We start from the raw sequence: 16,873 nt of genomic DNA, 5'->3' as shown, positions 1-16,873 counted from the left end.
CGTGAAGCGTCCGGATTTCATGAGCCTGGCGCTGGCCGAAGCGGAGGCCGCGGCCGCGCGCGGCGAAGTGCCGGTCGGCGCGGTCATCGCCGGCAACGGCGAAGTCGTCGCCAGCGCCGGAAACCGCACCCGCGAACTCAGCGACCCGACCGCTCACGCCGAAATGCTGGTCATCCGCGAGGCTTCGAAAAAACTCTCGTCCGAACGGCTCGGCGGCGTGGATCTCTACGTGACGCTCGAGCCTTGCGCCATGTGCGCCGGCGCCATCTCGTTTGCCCGCATCAGGCGGCTCTATTTCGGCGCAGCCGACGAGAAGGGCGGCGCGGTGGTCAGCGGCGTGCGTTTTTTTTCCTCGCCCACTTGCCACCACGCGCCCGAAATCTATCCGGGCATTGCCGAGCGGGAAGCCTCGGCGATCCTACGCGATTTCTTCAGATTGCGGCGCGACAACTAATCACGCCGGATCAAACTAGCCAGGGTGTGTTGAGATTCAGGTCAGGCCGTGCCGAAAATGGTGGATTTCGAGAACCGGAGCGGAGCGGACGTTCGGGTCCGTGAGCACCGGAAGCGCAGAAAGCCGCCGTTTGCAGGCCGGCCTCACCTGAATATCAATACACCCTAGACGCCCGGGATCAGGTCGCGCCAGGACCAGTCGCCACTCTTGCGGGCCGCGGCCTTGAGCCGGCGTTCCTTCTTGAGCTCATCTTCACCGATATCGTCCACCGGCGCGGTCGGGGAAGGCGCCCGATAGACCAGCGGCGGCTCGCTCAGATATTTGCGCGACGTCTCGCTGCCCTGGCGCGTTTCGGCCAGGCGCTTGTTGAACGCCTCGCGCTGCTGATCCTTGTTGACAGCCGACAACAGGCCTGAATCCTGGGCCCTGGCATTGCCGCCGATCGGGGTCGACGATGCCGGCCCATCAGCAATGTCGTTTACTATTTCGGGCCTGAAACCAGGCTTGTCGCGGTTCTCGGTGGCGTGGGCAATAACCCTCGCCCGCTTCTGCTCCGGCGATTCCGGCCAGTTCGGGTTTTCGGCGGTGGCGGGCGCCTGCGGGGCGGGCAGATTGGCGACTGCGGCGGGGGACGGCTTCACCAGTTCCGGACGCGGCTTGTATTCGATCTTCTGGCGCTCCTTGGGACCGAGCGAAAGAATGCCGGTCACGTCGCCGACAAGCTGCTCGCTGGCGGTCTTGTCGGTGCCATAGGTCGGAGAGCTCATGCATCCCGAAAGCGCGAGCCCCGAGACGACGAGCGGCGCAATCAGCACCAACCGATTTCTCTCGATCATGCCAGAAAACTTCACTGAACCCCCGCCTCGCGATTGTTGGCGACCCAAAAGCCGAGCCTTGCCGGCTATGTCCATCCGACGAAAATCCGGCGACAATTTGTCGGCCCGAGTTTCGCGCTTGTACCTCAACCGTTTGTTAACGGCAACGCACGGGCGGCAATGCCCCGCCCGCCGTTGCCTTTTTGCACCGCTTAAAGCCGGCCTAGCGCCTGCAATTCCCTGAGTACGGCCGCGTCGCGCGCCGAAACGTCCGGAAATTCCCGATCGCTGCCGACATCATCTGTATAGCGCCAGGAGCGCGCGCATTTGACCAGCCCGCGCTCCGCCGCCTTTTCGACTACCACCGCAACGCCGGCCACATCGTCCAGCCTGAAGGCGGCCGCGGGCGCGTTCTCATGCGAGATGATGAGGTCGCTGGTGATAGCCATTTCGGCCATGTCGACATCGCTGATGGCGGCCTCAAGCGCGGCGTTGGCCATATAGACCACCGGCACCGCCTCCAGCGACGAGCCGATCGTCTTCTTCGCACGCTCGATCTCCAGCGCGCCTGTAACGACGCGCCGAACCTGGCGGACCTTTCTCCACTTCTCGGCCAGCGCCTCGTTCCTCCATTCCGCCGGCGTCTGGCGGAACTGTTCGAGATGCACCGACTCCGCATCCGGATAGCGCTCGAGCCAGGCTTCCTCCATGGTGAAGGGCAACATGGGCGCGAGCCATGTCGTCAGCCGTTCGAACAAATGGCGCACGACCTGCACCGCCGATTTGCGCTTCAGGCTCGACGGCGCCTCACAGTACAGCGCGTCCTTGCGGATATCGAAATAGAAGGCCGAGAGTTCGACCACCATGAAATCGATCAGCGCCCGGGTGATGCGCTTGAACTCGAACGCGTCGTAGCCGGCGCGCACGATCTCGTCGATCTCCGCCAGCCGGTGCAGCACCAGCTGCTCCAGTTCGGGCATCTCCTTCAGCGGGACGACATCGCCCTCGTCATGGGCGAGTGTGCCCAGCATCCAGCGGATCGTGTTGCGCAGCTTGCGGTAGGCGTCGATGTTGGTCTGCAGCACATTCTTGCCGAGCCGCTGGTCTTCCCAATAATCGGTCGTCATCACCCAGAGGCGCAGGATGTCAGCGCCCGACTGCTTCATCACGTCCTGCGGCACGACCGTATTGCCGAGCGACTTCGACATTTTCCGCCCGTCCTCGTCCATGGTGAAGCCATGGGTGACGACTGTGTCGTAAGGCGCGCGGCCACGCGTGCCGCAGCTTTCCAGCAGCGAGGAGTGGAACCAGCCGCGATGCTGGTCGGAGCCTTCCAGATAGACGTCGGCCGGCCATTTGAGGTCCGGCCGGTCCTCCAGCGTGAAGACGTGCGTCGAGCCCGAATCGAACCAGACATCGAGGATGTCCTTGACCATCGTCCACGGCTCGTTGGCGCGGGAGCCGAGGAAGCGCTCGCGCGCGCCTTCAGCGAACCAGGCGTCGGCGCCCTCCTTCTCGAAGGCATCGACGATGCGGGCGTTCACCGCTTCGTCCTTCAGCACATTGCCGTCGGCGTCCGCGAAGACGCAGATCGGCACGCCCCAGGCGCGCTGGCGCGAAAGCACCCAGTCCGGCCGCTCCTCGATCATGGCGCGCAGCCGCGTCTGCCCTGCAGCAGGCACGAAGCGCGTAGCGTCGATGGCTGCAAGGGCGCGGGAGCGGAGCGTGTCGGGGTTGGCGCCCTCCCTCCCCCTTGCGGGGGAGGAGGTCGCGAGCCCAAACCCGCCCAATTCCTTGTCCATGTGGACGAACCATTGCGGCGTGTTGCGGAAGATAACCGGCTTCTTCGACCGCCAGCTATGCGGATACTGGTGCTTCAGCCGCCCGCGAGCGAACAGCATATTCTTCTCGATCAGCGCGTCGATGACGGCCTTGTTGGCATCGCCCTTCTTGCCGGAATCATCGATAACGCGCGCCGCCCCGCCCGGCCGGTCCGGGCCGAAACCGGGTGCGTCCTTGGTGAAGAATCCCGCATCGTCGACCGGGAACGGGATGGCCGTGTCGATGCCGCGCTCGCGCAGGTCCTTCGCCGCATCGATCCAGGCATCAAAGTCTTCGCGGCCATGGCTGGGAGCGGTATGCACAAAGCCGGTGCCCGCATCGTCGGTGACGTGCTCGCCGGGGAGAAGGGGCACCCAAAATCCATAGCCCATGTCAGCGAACGGATGGGCGCAAAGAATGGCCGCAAGTTCCTCCTTCAGAACCGTTCTGAGGCGCCGATGCTCGTCGGATTTCGCTTTCGCAAAGGCATCGTCCGCAAGTGCGTCAGCGATGACGATCCGCTTAAGGCGCGTTGGCGCACTACTCGATGTCGCAGGGTCGAAATTCGGCACGCTAACCTCGTACAGCCCGTACGGAATGCGAGGTGAGTAACTGATCGCCCGATTACCAGGAATGGTCCACGGCGTAGTCGTCCAGATGACGACATCAGCATCCTTGAGACTGTAGTCGTCAAATCCGTAGCTGATCTGCTCTACCGGGAAAGTCTCTCGGATGATCTTTTCCTCGACCATACCGTCAAAATGTTTGATGGGGAATTGTACCCAGATCGTGTCGCTCTCGTAGTCGGCGTACTCGACTTCGGCCTCCGCCAGTGCGGTGCGTTCCACCACGCTCCACATCACCGGCTTGGAACCGCGATAGAGCTGGCCGCTCATGGCGAATTTCAAAAGCTCGCCGGCGATCCGCGCCTCGGCGTGAAAGGCCATCGTCAGATACGGGTTCTCGAAATCGCCGACGACGCCGAGCCGCTTGAATTCTTCCGTCTGCACCTTGATCCAGTGCTGTGCATAGGCTCGGCATTCCTTGCGGAATTCGATCATCGCCGAAGGCTCGGAAAGGTCGGGCTTGGCCTTGCCCTTCGAGCGGTAGTTCTCCTCCTCGATCTTCCATTCGATCGGCAGGCCGTGGCAGTCCCAGCCGGGCACATAGTTGGAATCGTAGCCGCGCATCTGGAACGAGCGGGTGATGACGTCCTTCAGGATCTTGTTCAGCGCGTGGCCGATATGGATGTTGCCGTTGGCGTAGGGCGGACCGTCATGCAGCACGTATTTCTCGCGGCCGGCGGCGTCCTCACGCAGGCGCCTGTACATGCCCATTTCCTGCCAGCGCTTGACCAGCAGCGGCTCCTTTTCGGGCAGGCCGGCGCGCATCGGAAATTCCGTCTGCGGCAGATAGAGCGTTTTCGAGTAATCGATCTTTTCGGACGTGTCGGTCATCATCTAGCCATGAGTTTGCCCGGCCCCGCGCGGCCTCGGGCGTTCAACTATCACGATCTGGAAAAAGCGCGAGGGTGCGCCGCCAAAAAACTCCCGGAGCCTCCGGCAGGCGAGCGAGCGCTCAGCCTGCCCGGAAGACCGGGCTAGTAATTCGTATGGCAGCTATGAAGCGCGCGAAAAATGTCATGGCGGCGCTTTTAGCGGAGGCGCGGCCGGGAATAAAGGGGTTTTGCGAAGCTCTGTTTGTACAGGCCCATCACCCGAACGCCACCTTGGCGTCCAGGTCACTGAGAGGCTTGACGCCCGCCAGCAGCGCCCTCGCCTCTTCCTCGTCGCGCTTCATCTGCGCCACCAGCGCTTCGAGCCCGTCGAATTTTTCCTCACCGCGCAGGTAGCCGAACAGCGATACCTGGCAGGTCTCGCCGTAAAAGTCGCCGGAATGGTCGAACACAAACGTTTCGAGCAGCGGCGCGCCGTCCTCGTCCACTGTCGGGCGGCGGCCAAAACTGGCGACGCCGACATGCAGCGAGCCGTCGGAGCGGCGCAGCCGCACAGCATAGATGCCATGCTTCAGTTCGGCCTCCGGCGGCAGGACCATGTTGGCGGTCGGGAAGCCCAGCGTGCGGCCGAGTTGTTTTCCCTGGGTCACCTCCGCCTCGATCGTGAAGCGGTAGCCGAGCAGGCCCGCCGCCTGCGCCACGTCGCCTTCGGCAAGCAGCTCGCGTATGCGGCTGGAGGAAACGATCTCGGCGCCCTCGTCGCGAAAGGCATCGACCAGCGTCACGCCGAAACCGTGCCGCTCGCCCGCCGCCATCAGATAGGCCGGGCCGCCCTGGCGGTTCTTGCCGAAATGGAAGTCGAACCCGGTCACCGAATGGCTGATGCCGAGGTTTTCCTCCAGCACCCGCGTCACGAACTCCTCGGCGTCGAGGCTGGCGAAATCGCGCGTGAACGCCTGCTCCACGACCGCGTCGAAGCCCAGATGCGCCAGCAGCCGCGCCTTCATCGGCGGCGGCGTCAGGATGAACAGCGGCACGTCGGGCCGAAAGACCTTGCGCGGGTGTGGTTCGAAGGTCAGCACCAGGGCCGGCGCGCCGCGGCGGCGCGCCTCGTCCAGCGCGCGCTGCAGCACGGCCTGATGCCCACGATGCACGCCGTCGAAATTGCCGATCGCCACGACGCCGCCGCGCAGGGCGGCTGGCAACCTTTCATCTCCGGGAATGCGCCTGAAGCCGTCGCCCATCACCTAGCCGCCTAGCGCAGACGCGGAATGACGGCGACGGGCGTGGCGCCGTGCTTTTGCAGGAAAGCCGCAAGGCGTTCCTGATCGGGCGCCAGCGGATGGCCATAGTCGCTGGCGTGGATGCCGCCGGAAACATAGAGCGCGCCGATGCCCTGGTCGGCCGCGCCCTTTATGTCGGTCAGCATGCCGTCGCCGATCGCCAGCGCCTCGGAGCGTACGATCTCGCGGCCGAGCACCTCGCTCGCTGCCTTCAGCGCCGCCTCGTAGATCGGCCGGTGCGGCTTGCCCGAAACCAGCGTGCGGCCGCCGAGCTGCGAATAGTCGCGGGCCAGCGCGCCGGCGCACCAGATCAGCCGCTCGCCGCGCTCCACCACGATGTCGGGATTGGCGCAGATGAAGGGCAGGTTGCGCGACCGGAACCGCCGCAGCATTTCCGCGTACTCCTCCGGCGTCTCCGTCTCATCGTCGAACAGGCCGGTGCAGACCACGGCCTGCGCTTCGAATTCCTCGACCAGTTCGACATCGATGCCGTCATAGATCGCGAGTTCGCGCTCCGGCCCGAGATGAAAGAGCTTTCGCGGCGCCTCGCGGATCAGGTCGCGCGTTACGTCGCCGGAAGTCACAACGCGGTCCCAGGCATCGTCCGGCACGCCGAGCGTGCGCGATTGCGCCTCTACCCCTTCATGCGGACGCGGGGAATTGGTGATGAGCACAACAGCGACGCCCTTTTCGCGCGCCCGCTTAAGCGCCGCGCTGGCGTCGGGAAAGGCATCAACCCCGTTATGGACGACGCCCCAGACATCGCAGAGCAGCGCCGAATATCTGCCGGCGACAGCATCCAGCGATGCGATGTTTTCGGGCGAAGCCGCCATGATCTTCCTCGTCCGTTCGCTCATCGGTTTCAGGCCGGATGCCCGGCCGGGCCGATGCGCAATTAACCGAACCTCTTCACCCTGTCACGAGCTTTCGGCTGACAGCCGCCGCGCGCCATGCGAAATTAGGCGTCGGCATAGGCTCATCCAATGTCAGGGGTTTGCGAAGAAGCGCCAGGGCGCTTTTGGGGAAGTTCTAAAATATGTCGCGCGGACTGTCAGTCGTCGCTTCGGCCGCATTGCTGTGCGGCCTGTGCTATTATTTCCTGCAGGGGATGGTCGGCAGTGGCCGCGCGCTGGAGGAGATCGTGCTCGCCACCTGCGCGGCGGCACTCACGCTTGCGGTAGTCGCGGCGGCCTTCAGCCTGATGGCGCTCGTGCGAGCCAACGTCTCCAACCAGGAGATCCGCCGCGTGGCGCTTTCGGTCGAGGTGGCGCTGCGCGATTTTTCGGCGCGCAGCGACGGCGACGCCGTCACCATTAGCGAGATCGACGGTTCCCTGTCGCGCCGGCTCGATGCGCTCGCGGCAAGCCTGGCCGCGCGCCAGCCGCGGCCGGCGACGACGAAAAGCGCAACAGTCGTGCCGCATCCGGCCATTCGGCTACAGCCGGTCGAGGCCGGGCCGGCTGCCAACACCGCCCTTCGCGCGGCCATCCAGCGGGCTCTGGCTGCAGATCGGATCGAACTCGACCTGCAGCCGATCGTCTCGATATCGCAAGGCATGGCGGTCGGGCACGAGGCGGTCGGGCTGGTGGAGCCGGCTGGCGGTGAACCGGTCCGGCTCGGTCGCGCCGATTTCGACCTGCCCGGCATTTCGGCGGCTTCGTGCGAGCGGCTGATGGTGTTTGCGGCGGCCGCGGCCGTCCAGCGCCGGTCCGGCCATTCCGGCGAGGCGATGCCGCTGCACGTCGCCATTTCCGGCGCCCTGCTCGACCACGGCTCCGAATTCGCCGCCGTGCTCACCCTGCTTGGCCAGAATCCTGCTTTGTCGCGCTCCATTATCCTCTCGGCGCCGGCGGCCGCTATCGCCGATGGCCAGCACGGTCAGGCGCTGGCGCTCCTTGCCGAGACCGGCGCGCGCCTCGCAGCCGAAGGATGGTCGGGTTCGCCGGAGGAACTTGAGGCGATGCGCGGCCATGGTGTCTCCATGCTGAAGCTCCCGGCGGCGCAATTGCTCGACCAGCCGCCGGCCTCAGCGCAAGCTGTCGAAACACTTCTCGGCCGCGCGGCAGCCGTGAACCTGCCGGTCGTCGCGACAGATGTCACGGGCGACGAAGACGCCGTCCGACTGATCGACCTCGGCGTCAACCTGATGGCCGGCCCGCGCTTTGCGAGCCGCTCCGAATACAGTCCGGAAGCAGCCGGCCCCGCCGAGCGCTTCGCAAATCTCTGACTTCGCCGGCCGACATCCCCAATCCTCCAGGCCCGTTTTGGTTAATGCCGGGTGAGCCGCATCCCGCCATTTCAACGGTTTTTCGCGCCGGTTTTTTTAACGATTCATGAGATTCTGCCTGAACCTAGGGCCAGGTTTGGGGTGCGACATGTTACGCAGATTTGCGAGGGACCAGCGCGGCAATTTTGCAATGATGATGGTTATCGCAACCGTCCCGATACTGGGCGGCCTGGCGCTTGCCGTCGATTATTCGGAACTGTCCAGGCAGCGGCAGATAGTCCTCAATGCGCTGGACGCCGCGGCGGTCGCGACTGGCGCCCATATAATCAGTGGCAGCGTCAGTTCTGCCGACCCGGTCGCCTATGAGACGGCGATCAAGAAATACGCCCAGGATTTTTTCGTAGCCAATCTCGGGCCGGTGAAGCCGACAAACACCACGCTCTCCGTCGGGTTGCCAAACAACAATGCCGGCGGCGGTACGCTTAAGTTGACGGCGGGTCTGAAATATGAACCGTACTTCCTGCCGGCCTTCACGGAACTGATCGGGCAGCCGCGCGATCAGAGTACGGTCAATGTCGCGGCCAAGTCGGAAGTGCGGCTGAAGAACACGCTCGAAGTGGCGCTGGTTCTCGACAATTCCGGATCGATGGCCGAATACGGCTCGGGCACCGGCCAGCAGCGAATTGTTCTCTTAAAGGCCGCTGCCAAGCAACTGGTCGAAACGATGGCCAATCAGGCCGCCATGATGAAGCAGGTGCCGAAGCCGGTCCAGTTCGGGCTGGTGCCGTTTGCCGCCTCGGTCAACATCGCTCCCGATAACGATGCTGAGCCCTGGATGGACACGAAGGGCATTTCGCCCGTCCATCACGAAAATTTCGACTGGTCAACTATGACCGCCGCCAGGGACCCGAACAAATACGCCGAAAAGGTCGGCGACGTCTGGTACAAGCGTGGCGTGGGCTGGGGTGAAACAAAAGACCAGCCGCTCACCCGCTTCAGCCTTTACGCCGATATAATCGCGGAAACCGGACGGGAAGAGGTTCCCGGCTCGCGTCATTGCGTCAAATGGTGGAGCAACGGCACGTGCAGACAGTATAGCTGGGACTATACTTATATAACAAGCCAGTTTGCATCGTGGCAGGGTTGCATCGAGGCTCGACCCGCTCCCTACAACAACAACGACGCGACGCCAACAAGCTCCAATCCCGCCACACTGTTCGTGCCGATGTTTGCTCCGGACGAACCCAAACATCTTTGGCGCGATCTGGACCGTGACGGCGTCGCCGATCTCAATGCGGACGATTTCTACTACTCGAACAATTGGTGGACCGACTGGGCCGACACGGCCTACACGACCGCCGGCGCTGTTTCCCGGCTGACCGACATGCGCAAATACTTTCGGGTCAAGCCTTTCGGGTCCACCAATCCGGATTCTGGCGACGGACCCAATTCCTCATGCACCACCAATCCCATAACACCCCTGCACGACGTTACGACCGCCGAGGGCAAGAAGGTGATCCTCGGCGCGATCGATAGCATGAAGCCGGGCGGCAACACCAACGTACCGGAAGGAACTGCGTGGGGTTGGCGCGTGGTCTCCCACGGCGCGCCCTTCACGGAAGGCCGTCCCGAGATCGAGAAAGGCAATGACAAGGTCATCATCGTGCTAACCGATGGCGCAAACACCTATGGCGATCTATCCGACAACAGCGGCTATGATCTTGCCCGACTTAGATCGACCTACGCGGCCTATGGCTATACCGGCAAGGGATACAACGGCACCGGCATCACGCGCATGTTCATGGACACGTCTGGCAATGTCGGCAAATCGACCTATACGAGCACAAACTATCAGGCGGCGATGGACGAGCAGTTGCAGATGGTCTGCGCCAACGCAAAGGCTCCCGACCAAGGCAACATCATCGTGGTGACCGTCTCGCTCGATTTGAGCACCAGCGTGGCGAGCGAGAAGAAGGCTATCGAGGCGTTGACCAAGTGCGCCTCCGACTCCCGTTTCAAGAAAAACGCGGATGGAACGCCGAAGAAGCTGTTTTACAATGCCACCGGCAGCAATCTCGCGGAAAAGTTCAAGGAGATCGCCGACGAACTTTCGAACCTGCGCATCGTCGGATAGCGCAATTTCAAGCCGCGGACGACGACGCCCCGCCCTTCCGGTGGGGCGTTTTGCTTTTCGTCGACGGCTTTGACAATCCTGGCGTGGCGCAATCCTTTTCCGCGCCAGGAACTTGAGGATCGAGCGCAGCTGGACCATGGTCCGCGCGGTTGGGCTATCCGCCCGCCGCAATCCCGGTTCCGGATTTTTCCATGCCCGAGCTTACGAATCTCGCAGCCTTCGCCCTGATTGCGCTGGGCATGGTGCTGACGCCCGGGCCCAACATGATCTACCTGATCTCGCGCTCGCTGTCGCAGGGGCCGATAGCCGGGCTGGTTTCTCTGGGCGGCGTAGCGGTGGGCTTCGTCTTCTACATCCTCTGCGCCGCCTTCGGCATCACCGCATTGGTGCTCGCCGTGCCCTATGCCTATGACGCGCTGCGCTTCGGCGGCGCGCTCTATCTCCTGTGGCTTGCCTGGCAGGCGGTGCGGCCGGGCGGCCGTTCGCCGTTCCAGGTGCGGCAACTGCCGAAGGATAGCGCCAGAAAACTGTTCATGATGGGGCTCATGACCAACCTCCTGAACCCCAAGGTGGCGGTCATGTATCTGTCGCTGCTGCCGCAGTTCATCAGCCCCGAGCAGGGTAGCGTTCTTGCGCAACTGCTGGTGCTCGGCGGGGTGCAGATCACTATCAGCGTCACCGTCAATTCGATCATCGCGGTCATGGCGGGTTCAATCGCCGCTTTCCTGGCCGGACGGCCGCTCTGGCTGGTCGTTCAGCGCTGGCTGATGGGTACGGTGCTCGCCGGCCTGGCGCTCAGGATGGCGACCGAGGCGCAGCGCTGAGGGGTTTGCAGCAAATCGCCAAAGTTGGCGGTTTGGCGGTGCCGTTCTCGCCCCTCTACCATGCTTCGCATGGTCCCCTCTCCGTGTACTCCTGACCCGCCACACGAGCTTCCGTTGTGGATGGAATTCACTCCCGTTCCGGCCAAAACGAAGAAATATTGCTTCCGGATCAATGGGATGTAAGATTCTTCAGGAATCTTCACCCTCCTGTTTGTTCACACATCCGGCCGCTCCCTCATACTAACTCCCGGCAGCTTGCTGGTGGGGACGGGTGTACACGACCGGCATCCAGGCAAGTGTGGCGCCGGAGACGATGCCCGCTGGGTCGCGCGGGTCTCTCCGGCCCCGGGTCGCGCCTGAGCGCCCGCGCTCCGTCCCTTAAATACCGGGACAGAGCGATGGGCCGGACTGCGATCAGGGGAGAAAACGCCGGCGGCGCATGGCAGCGCGTCAACTAAACTATTGATTAGGCGTCGCTGCCATGCGCCGCTCCCCACACCCCGGCTTCGAGATGAAGCGCGGGAACGCTTCCGCTTGGCCTCAAACAAGGAAAGACCGACACATGACCAGAAAGAGCAGACAAGACATCGAGTTCAGTCCCGAATGCGGTGCGGCCTATGAGCGCCTCATCGTCCTTGCGCACCGGCTCTCGGCGCTGCTCACCGGCGACGCTCTGTCGCCTGACGGCCTCACCGACACGCCGCGATCCCAGGCGCTGGCGATGAGCATGATTTTTTTCCTGCTGCGCGCCGGTCCTGACGATCTTCACGCGATGTTCTTCGCCGAAGGGTCGTTCAATCAGCTGCGGTTCAAGCCCTTGCCTGCCGACTTCACCTGCCCGCCGGTGCTGGCGGACGTGCTGTGAGACAGCGGAACAAGCGGCTGGCAGCCAAACTGCGCCTGTCGGCCCGCCCGCAACACAGGAAACGCTTTCACCTTTGGAGGGGCCGCAAAACCGCCCCTCCGCTGCCGCAGCCACGCGAAAACTTTGCTTCTCGCCGCTGCTCTCCCATCTTGACTCGCATTTGCCGAGAGCCTATTTCACCGCCACGTTAGCACTCGCCTCCAATGAGTGCTAACCCCCGCTCCGGCAACGGAGCACCGTTCAACATCCGCACCAGGGACATCCAAAAATGGCAAAGTCGAATTTCCGGCCGCTGCATGACCGCGTGGTCGTTCGCCGCGTCGAGTCCGAAGCGAAGACCGCCGGCGGGATCATCATTCCCGACACCGCAAAGGAAAAGCCGCAGGAAGGCGAGATCATCGCCGTCGGCTCCGGCGCGCGCGACGAAGCGGGCAAGCTTGTTCCGCTCGATGTCAAGGCGGGCGACCGCATCCTGTTCGGCAAGTGGTCCGGCACCGAAGTGAAGCTCAATGGCGAAGACCTTCTGATCATGAAGGAATCCGACATCATGGGCATCATCGGCTGAATCGCCGAAACCAGTTCGCCTCTTCAACAGACCTTTAAGGGCACTGAGCCCAGGAGCTAAAAAATGGCTGCTAAAGACGTAAAATTCTCCCGCGACGCCCGCGAGCGCATGCTGCGCGGCGTCAACATCCTCGCCGATGCGGTGAAGGTGACGCTCGGCCCCAAGGGCCGCAACGTCGTCATCGACAAGTCGTTCGGCGCCCCGCGCATCACCAAGGACGGCGTCACCGTCGCCAAGGAAATCGAGCTTGAGGACAAGTTCGAGAACATGGGCGCCCAGATGGTCCGCGAAGTCGCTTCGAAGACCAACGACATCGCCGGCGACGGCACCACGACCGCCACGGTTCTCGCCCAGTCGATCGTGCAGGAAGGCCACAAGGCCGTTGCCGCCGGCATGAACCCGATGGACCTGAAGCGCGGCATCGATCTGGCCGTGACCGAGGTAGTGGCGTTCCTCAACAAGAACACCAAGAAGATCAAGACTTCCGAGGAAGTCGCACAGGTCGGCACGATCTCCGCTAACGGCGAGACCGACATCGGCGAAATGATCGCCAAGGCGATGCAGAAGGTCGGCAACGAAGGCGTCATCACCGTCGAGGAAGCCAAGACCGCCGAGACCGAGCTCGAGGTCGTTGAAGGCATGCAGTTCGACCGCGGCTACCTCAGCCCCTACTTCGTCACCAACCCTGACAAGATGGTTGCTGACCTGGAAGACGCCTACATCCTGCTCCACGAGAAGAAGCTGTCCAACCTCCAGGCGATGCTGCCGATCCTTGAGGCTGTCGTCCAGACCTCCAAGCCGCTCCTCATCATCTCCGAGGACGTCGAGGGCGAGGCTCTGGCCACGCTGGTGGTCAACAAGCTGCGTGGCGGCCTGAAGATCGCTGCCGTCAAGGCTCCGGGCTTCGGCGATCGCCGCAAGGCCATGCTGGAAGACATCGCCATCCTGACAGGCGGCCAGGTCATCTCCGAAGACCTCGGCATCAAGCTTGAGAATGTCGGCCTCAACATGCTCGGCCGCGCCAAGAAGGTGTCGATCTCCAAGGAGAACACCACCATCGTCGACGGCGCCGGCAAGAAGGCCGAGATCCAGGGCCGCGTCGCCCAGATCAAGCAGCAGATCGAGGAGACCACCTCGGACTACGACCGTGAAAAGCTGCAGGAGCGTCTCGCCAAGCTGGCCGGCGGCGTTGCCGTCATCCGCGTCGGCGGTGCGACCGAAGTCGAGGTCAAGGAGAAGAAGGACCGCGTCGACGACGCGCTGAACGCGACGCGTGCGGCCGTTGAAGAAGGCATTGTCGCTGGCGGCGGTGTAGCGCTTCTGCGCGCTTCACTGGCCATCAAGGCGACCGGTGTGAACTCGGACCAGCAAGCCGGCGTCAACATCGTGCGGCGCGCACTGCAGGCGCCGGCTCGTCAGATCGCCGCTAACGCCGGGGCCGAAGCCTCGATCGTTGCCGGCAAGATCCTCGACAACAAGAGCGTGACCTACGGCTTCAATGCCCAGACCGGCGAGTATGGCGACATGATCGCCATGGGTATCGTCGATCCGATGAAGGTCGTTCGCACGGCTCTCCAGGATGCGGCCTCGGTCGCCGGCCTGCTGGTCACCACCGAAGCCATGATCGCCGAGGCTCCGAAGAAGGAGTCCGCTGGCGGCATGCCGGGCGGCATGCCCGGCGGCGGCATGGGCGGCATGGGCGGCATGGATTTCTAAGGTCCACGCATCTCGAAAATCTCGGAAGGGCGGCAGCGATGCCGCCCTTTTTCTTTGCGGCGAACCCGGTTGGAAAAAGTTCGGCGCTTGCGAAATTTTTTTGGAACCAACGACCGGGGTCGGCGTTAGCGCGATGTCAGAGGAGTTTCGGAAGAGAAATCCGAAGAAACGAATTTGACAAAAAGGCGCCCCCCGCACCTAAAAGCTGTGAGGGGCGCTTTTTCATATGAGCAAACACGACCGATGGCGCACGGCGAATCCCGAACCATCCGGCGAAATTGCCTTTGCCTTGAGCCTCTAGGATTCGCTTTTCAAAAATTTGCACGGCGTCACGATATTTCCGCCAAGCCGGCAGCCGTCTCTGGAATATCGTACTTTGCCCACAGGTGGCCAGCGTGCTCTACAGTGCGGAAGGGCAAGCCCAATTCACAAGCCATATGGCGCACTTTCAATGACTGAATTCATTCTGTTCGCCATAGTCGGCTTTCTTGCCCAAGCGGTCGACGGCGCGCTCGGCATGGCCTACGGCGCGATCTCCTCCACCGTGCTGCTCTCCTTCGGCGTTCCGCCGGCGCAGGCCTCCGCTGCCGTGCATGCGGCGGAAGTGTTCACCACGGCCGCTTCCGGGACGGCGCACCACTACCACCGCAACATCGACTGGAAACTGTTCTGGCGGCTTGCGCCATTCGGCATCCTCGGCGGCTGCCTCGGCGCGTTCGTGCTGACCTCATTCGACGGCGACATGGTGAAGCCCTACGTCACAACCTATCTCGCCGTGATCGGGCTCTGGCTGTTCCTGCGGTCGTTTCGCAAGATTCCGAGCAATCCGGTCCCGGGAAGACTGATAGCTCCGCTGGGCACCGTCGGCGGCTTCCTCGACGCGGCGGGCGGCGGTGGATGGGGACCGATGGTCGTGACCGGCCTGCTCGGCGCCGGCGCGCCGCCCCGTTACGTGATAGGCACCGTCAATGCCGCCGAGTTCCTGATCACGCTCGCCGTGTCCATCACCTTTATCCTCGCGCTCGTAACCGGGCACTGGCAGGAAGCGGGAGCGTTGTCGACGCATGCAAGTTCGGTGCTGGGGTTGATCGTGGGCGGCATAGTCGCCGCGCCGCTCGCCGGATGGATGGTGAAGGCGATTGCCGAACGGACGCTTCTGCGGCTTGTCGGCTTTCTCATCATGCTGCTGGCGTTGTTCCAGACGGTCCAGCAGCTGGGTTTCGTCTGACGGAGGTTGCCTCGGTTTCAGCGCCTCGCGGCCAAGGCGTCGGCGCACACCCTCAGCATGGCCGCATCCTGGTCGGTCTTGGCCATAGACATCGCCCCTGAGTAAGCCGCGACGGTCAGCGCTGCGAAGCGGTCGGGGTCGACGCCTACTTCGGTCCCGGCTTCCTGGTCTAGGCGCATCCTGTCGGCAATGGCCGTCCGCCACGCCTCGAAAATGCCGGCAAGCACCATACGGAAGTCATCGTCGGCGAGCGACAGTTCATGCGCCAGGTTGTTCAGCGGGCAGCCGCGCACGAAACCCTGGCGCTCCAGTTCCTCGGCCACCGCCGCGAAGACCTGGGCAACGCCCTCGCGCGCCGACGGAGCCTCTTCGACCCGCCTCAGCCAGGTCTCCTCGACCGCGGCCGCCACCCGCTCGGCGATCACCGCCATGCCGAGCGCCTTCTTGGTCGCGAAATGATGATGCAGTGCACCTCCCGTCACGCCGGCCGCCTGCATCAGGTCGCCCAGGCTCGTCGCGTGATAGCCCCGCTCCTGGAAGGCCAGTTCGGCCACGTCCAGGATTCTCTGGCGCATGCCTTCGGGATCGTTTGTCCGCTTGCGCGCAGATCCTCGCGTTTCGGCCATAGTGTCTCCTTCACCGCGAAATTAGCACATTGACAAAACCGGACAACCGGTCTGTTATAAACAGGATGATTAACCTGTTTTGGAGAAAGCGTTTGCACCAGCACGCACAGGACGAAGCCGCATCCGCCGCCGTCTCACAGGCCACCTTTTCGCCGGTTGTCGAACTTCGCCAGTATACGCTTCATCCCGGCAGGCGCGATGCGCTGATCGATGTCTTCGACAACCATCTCGTCGAAACGCAGGAAGAGACAGGCATGAAGGTCATCGGCCAGTTCCGTGACCTGGACCGGGATGACAGCTTCGTCTGGCTGCGCGGCTTCGACGACATGGAGTCGCGGCGGGCTTCGCTGAGTGCCTTTTATGGCGGGCCGGTCTGGGCCGAGTACAAGGACGCCGCCAATGCGACGATGATCTCGTCCGACGACGTGCTGCAGCTTGCGCCGGCCTGGCCGGATTCAGCCTTCGACCTTGCCGGCGCCAAGCGCGGCAGGCGTGACCCGGCAGACGCGATCGTCACGGCGAGGATCTTTCATGTCGAACATGCCGGAGAAGCGGATTTCGTAGAGCTTTTCCGGAACGAGGTAGCGCCGTTGCTTGCCGATCTCGGCGCGCCGCTTCTCGCCGCCTTCGTCACCGAGCACGCCGAAAACAGCTTTCCGCGTCTGCCGGTCCGAACCGACGAAAATGTCTTCGTCGCATTCTTCCGCTTCGTCAACGCGGCGGCGCATGCGCGCCATGAAACCGCACTGGCCAATTCCGCGGTTTGGCAAGGCGACCTGCTCCCCCACCTGGAGAGGCATTATTCCAGACCATCGGGAACGCTCAGGCTCGCGCGAACAGAGCGTTCGCTGCTTTGAAC

14 protein-coding genes are annotated in these 16,873 nt (G+C 63.2%); 9 read left to right on the top strand and 5 right to left on the bottom strand.

All coding sequences use genetic code 11. The features are described 5' to 3' along the window. Window position 1: 1 nt before the first annotated feature. The gene (locus ABVK50_RS08855) at window positions 2–454 is read left to right on the top strand and encodes a nucleoside deaminase (protein WP_353641914.1); all 453 of its coding nucleotides are present in this window, start codon (window positions 2–4) and stop codon (window positions 452–454) included. Window positions 455–618: 164 nt separating this feature from the next. Here the strand turns inward: ABVK50_RS08855 and ABVK50_RS08850 are convergent, their stop codons facing one another. From ABVK50_RS08850 to ABVK50_RS08835, 4 genes are all read right to left on the bottom strand, one after another. Next, entirely contained in the window at window positions 619–1,290 is a 672-nt protein-coding gene (locus ABVK50_RS08850; RefSeq protein WP_353641915.1) for a hypothetical protein, read from the bottom strand. A 191-nt stretch (window positions 1,291–1,481) separates the two neighbouring features. Further along, window positions 1,482–4,547, bottom strand: a complete 3,066-nt coding sequence (ileS, locus tag ABVK50_RS08845; protein ID WP_353641916.1) for an isoleucine--tRNA ligase — start codon at window positions 4,545–4,547, stop codon at window positions 1,482–1,484. A gap of 256 nt (window positions 4,548–4,803) precedes the next feature. Next, window positions 4,804–5,790 carry a bifunctional riboflavin kinase/FAD synthetase gene (locus ABVK50_RS08840; protein ID WP_353641917.1) on the bottom strand — a complete coding sequence of 329 codons (987 nt, stop codon included), beginning with the start codon at window positions 5,788–5,790 and terminating at the stop codon, window positions 4,804–4,806. Between the two features lie 11 nt (window positions 5,791–5,801). Continuing rightward, window positions 5,802–6,662, bottom strand: a complete 861-nt coding sequence (locus ABVK50_RS08835) for a TIGR01459 family HAD-type hydrolase (protein WP_353641918.1) — start codon at window positions 6,660–6,662, stop codon at window positions 5,802–5,804. Window positions 6,663–6,865: 203 nt separating this feature from the next. Between ABVK50_RS08835 and ABVK50_RS08830 the strand changes: the two genes are divergently transcribed. The 7 genes from ABVK50_RS08830 to ABVK50_RS08800 all read left to right on the top strand — a co-directional run bounded on the left by ABVK50_RS08830 (window position 6,866) and on the right by ABVK50_RS08800 (window position 15,388). Then, window positions 6,866–8,056, top strand: coding sequence for an EAL domain-containing protein (locus tag ABVK50_RS08830; RefSeq protein ID WP_353641919.1), 1,191 nt, complete (start codon window positions 6,866–6,868; stop codon window positions 8,054–8,056). 148 nt (window positions 8,057–8,204) lie between these two features. Then, entirely contained in the window at window positions 8,205–10,190 is a 1,986-nt protein-coding gene (locus ABVK50_RS08825) for a pilus assembly protein TadG-related protein (protein WP_353641920.1), read from the top strand. Between the two features lie 191 nt (window positions 10,191–10,381). Beyond that, window positions 10,382–11,014, top strand: coding sequence for a LysE family translocator (locus tag ABVK50_RS08820; RefSeq protein WP_353641921.1), 633 nt, complete (start codon window positions 10,382–10,384; stop codon window positions 11,012–11,014). A 562-nt stretch (window positions 11,015–11,576) separates the two neighbouring features. Further along, the gene (locus tag ABVK50_RS08815; protein ID WP_353641922.1) at window positions 11,577–11,879 is read left to right on the top strand and encodes a hypothetical protein; all 303 of its coding nucleotides are present in this window, start codon (window positions 11,577–11,579) and stop codon (window positions 11,877–11,879) included. A gap of 268 nt (window positions 11,880–12,147) precedes the next feature. Next, window positions 12,148–12,444 carry a co-chaperone GroES gene (groES, locus tag ABVK50_RS08810; RefSeq protein WP_023802596.1) on the top strand — a complete coding sequence of 99 codons (297 nt, stop codon included), beginning with the start codon at window positions 12,148–12,150 and terminating at the stop codon, window positions 12,442–12,444. A gap of 63 nt (window positions 12,445–12,507) precedes the next feature. Continuing rightward, a complete protein-coding gene (gene groL / locus ABVK50_RS08805; RefSeq protein WP_353641923.1) occupies window positions 12,508–14,160 on the top strand; it encodes a chaperonin GroEL in 1,653 nt (550 codons plus the stop codon). Between the two features lie 451 nt (window positions 14,161–14,611). Then, window positions 14,612–15,388: a sulfite exporter TauE/SafE family protein gene (locus ABVK50_RS08800; protein ID WP_353641924.1), complete on the top strand. Its 777-nt coding sequence runs from the start codon at window positions 14,612–14,614 to the stop codon at window positions 15,386–15,388. Window positions 15,389–15,405: 17 nt separating this feature from the next. On the opposite strand, the gene ABVK50_RS08795 is transcribed toward ABVK50_RS08800, so the two are convergent. Beyond that, the gene (locus ABVK50_RS08795) at window positions 15,406–16,014 is read right to left on the bottom strand and encodes a TetR family transcriptional regulator (protein WP_353641925.1); all 609 of its coding nucleotides are present in this window, start codon (window positions 16,012–16,014) and stop codon (window positions 15,406–15,408) included. Between the two features lie 92 nt (window positions 16,015–16,106). Between ABVK50_RS08795 and ABVK50_RS08790 the strand changes: the two genes are divergently transcribed. Continuing rightward, a complete protein-coding gene (locus ABVK50_RS08790; RefSeq protein ID WP_353641926.1) occupies window positions 16,107–16,871 on the top strand; it encodes an NIPSNAP family protein in 765 nt (254 codons plus the stop codon). The last annotated feature ends 2 nt before the right edge of the window (window positions 16,872–16,873 follow it).

Source organism: Mesorhizobium sp. WSM2240 (assembly GCF_040438645.1).
GTDB lineage: Bacteria > Pseudomonadota > Alphaproteobacteria > Rhizobiales > Rhizobiaceae > Allomesorhizobium.
This window is presented reverse-complemented; position numbering and strand designations above follow the sequence as displayed.

Bases quoted from the DNA above. Each gene is read 5' to 3' on its own strand.
- ileS (WP_353641916.1), bottom strand. From the start codon at position 4,547: ATGACCGACACGTCCGAAAAGATCGATTACTCGAAAACGCTCTATCTG.
- groES (WP_023802596.1), top strand. From the start codon at position 12,148: ATGGCAAAGTCGAATTTCCGGCCGCTGCATGACCGCGTGGTCGTTCGC.
- ABVK50_RS08815 (WP_353641922.1), top strand. From the start codon at position 11,577: ATGACCAGAAAGAGCAGACAAGACATCGAGTTCAGTCCCGAATGCGGT.
- ABVK50_RS08795 (WP_353641925.1), bottom strand. From the start codon at position 16,014: ATGGCCGAAACGCGAGGATCTGCGCGCAAGCGGACAAACGATCCCGAA.
- ABVK50_RS08830 (WP_353641919.1), top strand. From the start codon at position 6,866: ATGTCGCGCGGACTGTCAGTCGTCGCTTCGGCCGCATTGCTGTGCGGC.
- ABVK50_RS08835 (WP_353641918.1), bottom strand. From the start codon at position 6,662: ATGGCGGCTTCGCCCGAAAACATCGCATCGCTGGATGCTGTCGCCGGC.
- ABVK50_RS08825 (WP_353641920.1), top strand. From the start codon at position 8,205: ATGTTACGCAGATTTGCGAGGGACCAGCGCGGCAATTTTGCAATGATG.
- ABVK50_RS08850 (WP_353641915.1), bottom strand. From the start codon at position 1,290: ATGATCGAGAGAAATCGGTTGGTGCTGATTGCGCCGCTCGTCGTCTCG.
- groL (WP_353641923.1), top strand. From the start codon at position 12,508: ATGGCTGCTAAAGACGTAAAATTCTCCCGCGACGCCCGCGAGCGCATG.
- ABVK50_RS08800 (WP_353641924.1), top strand. From the start codon at position 14,612: ATGACTGAATTCATTCTGTTCGCCATAGTCGGCTTTCTTGCCCAAGCG.
- ABVK50_RS08820 (WP_353641921.1), top strand. From the start codon at position 10,382: ATGCCCGAGCTTACGAATCTCGCAGCCTTCGCCCTGATTGCGCTGGGC.
- ABVK50_RS08840 (WP_353641917.1), bottom strand. From the start codon at position 5,790: ATGGGCGACGGCTTCAGGCGCATTCCCGGAGATGAAAGGTTGCCAGCC.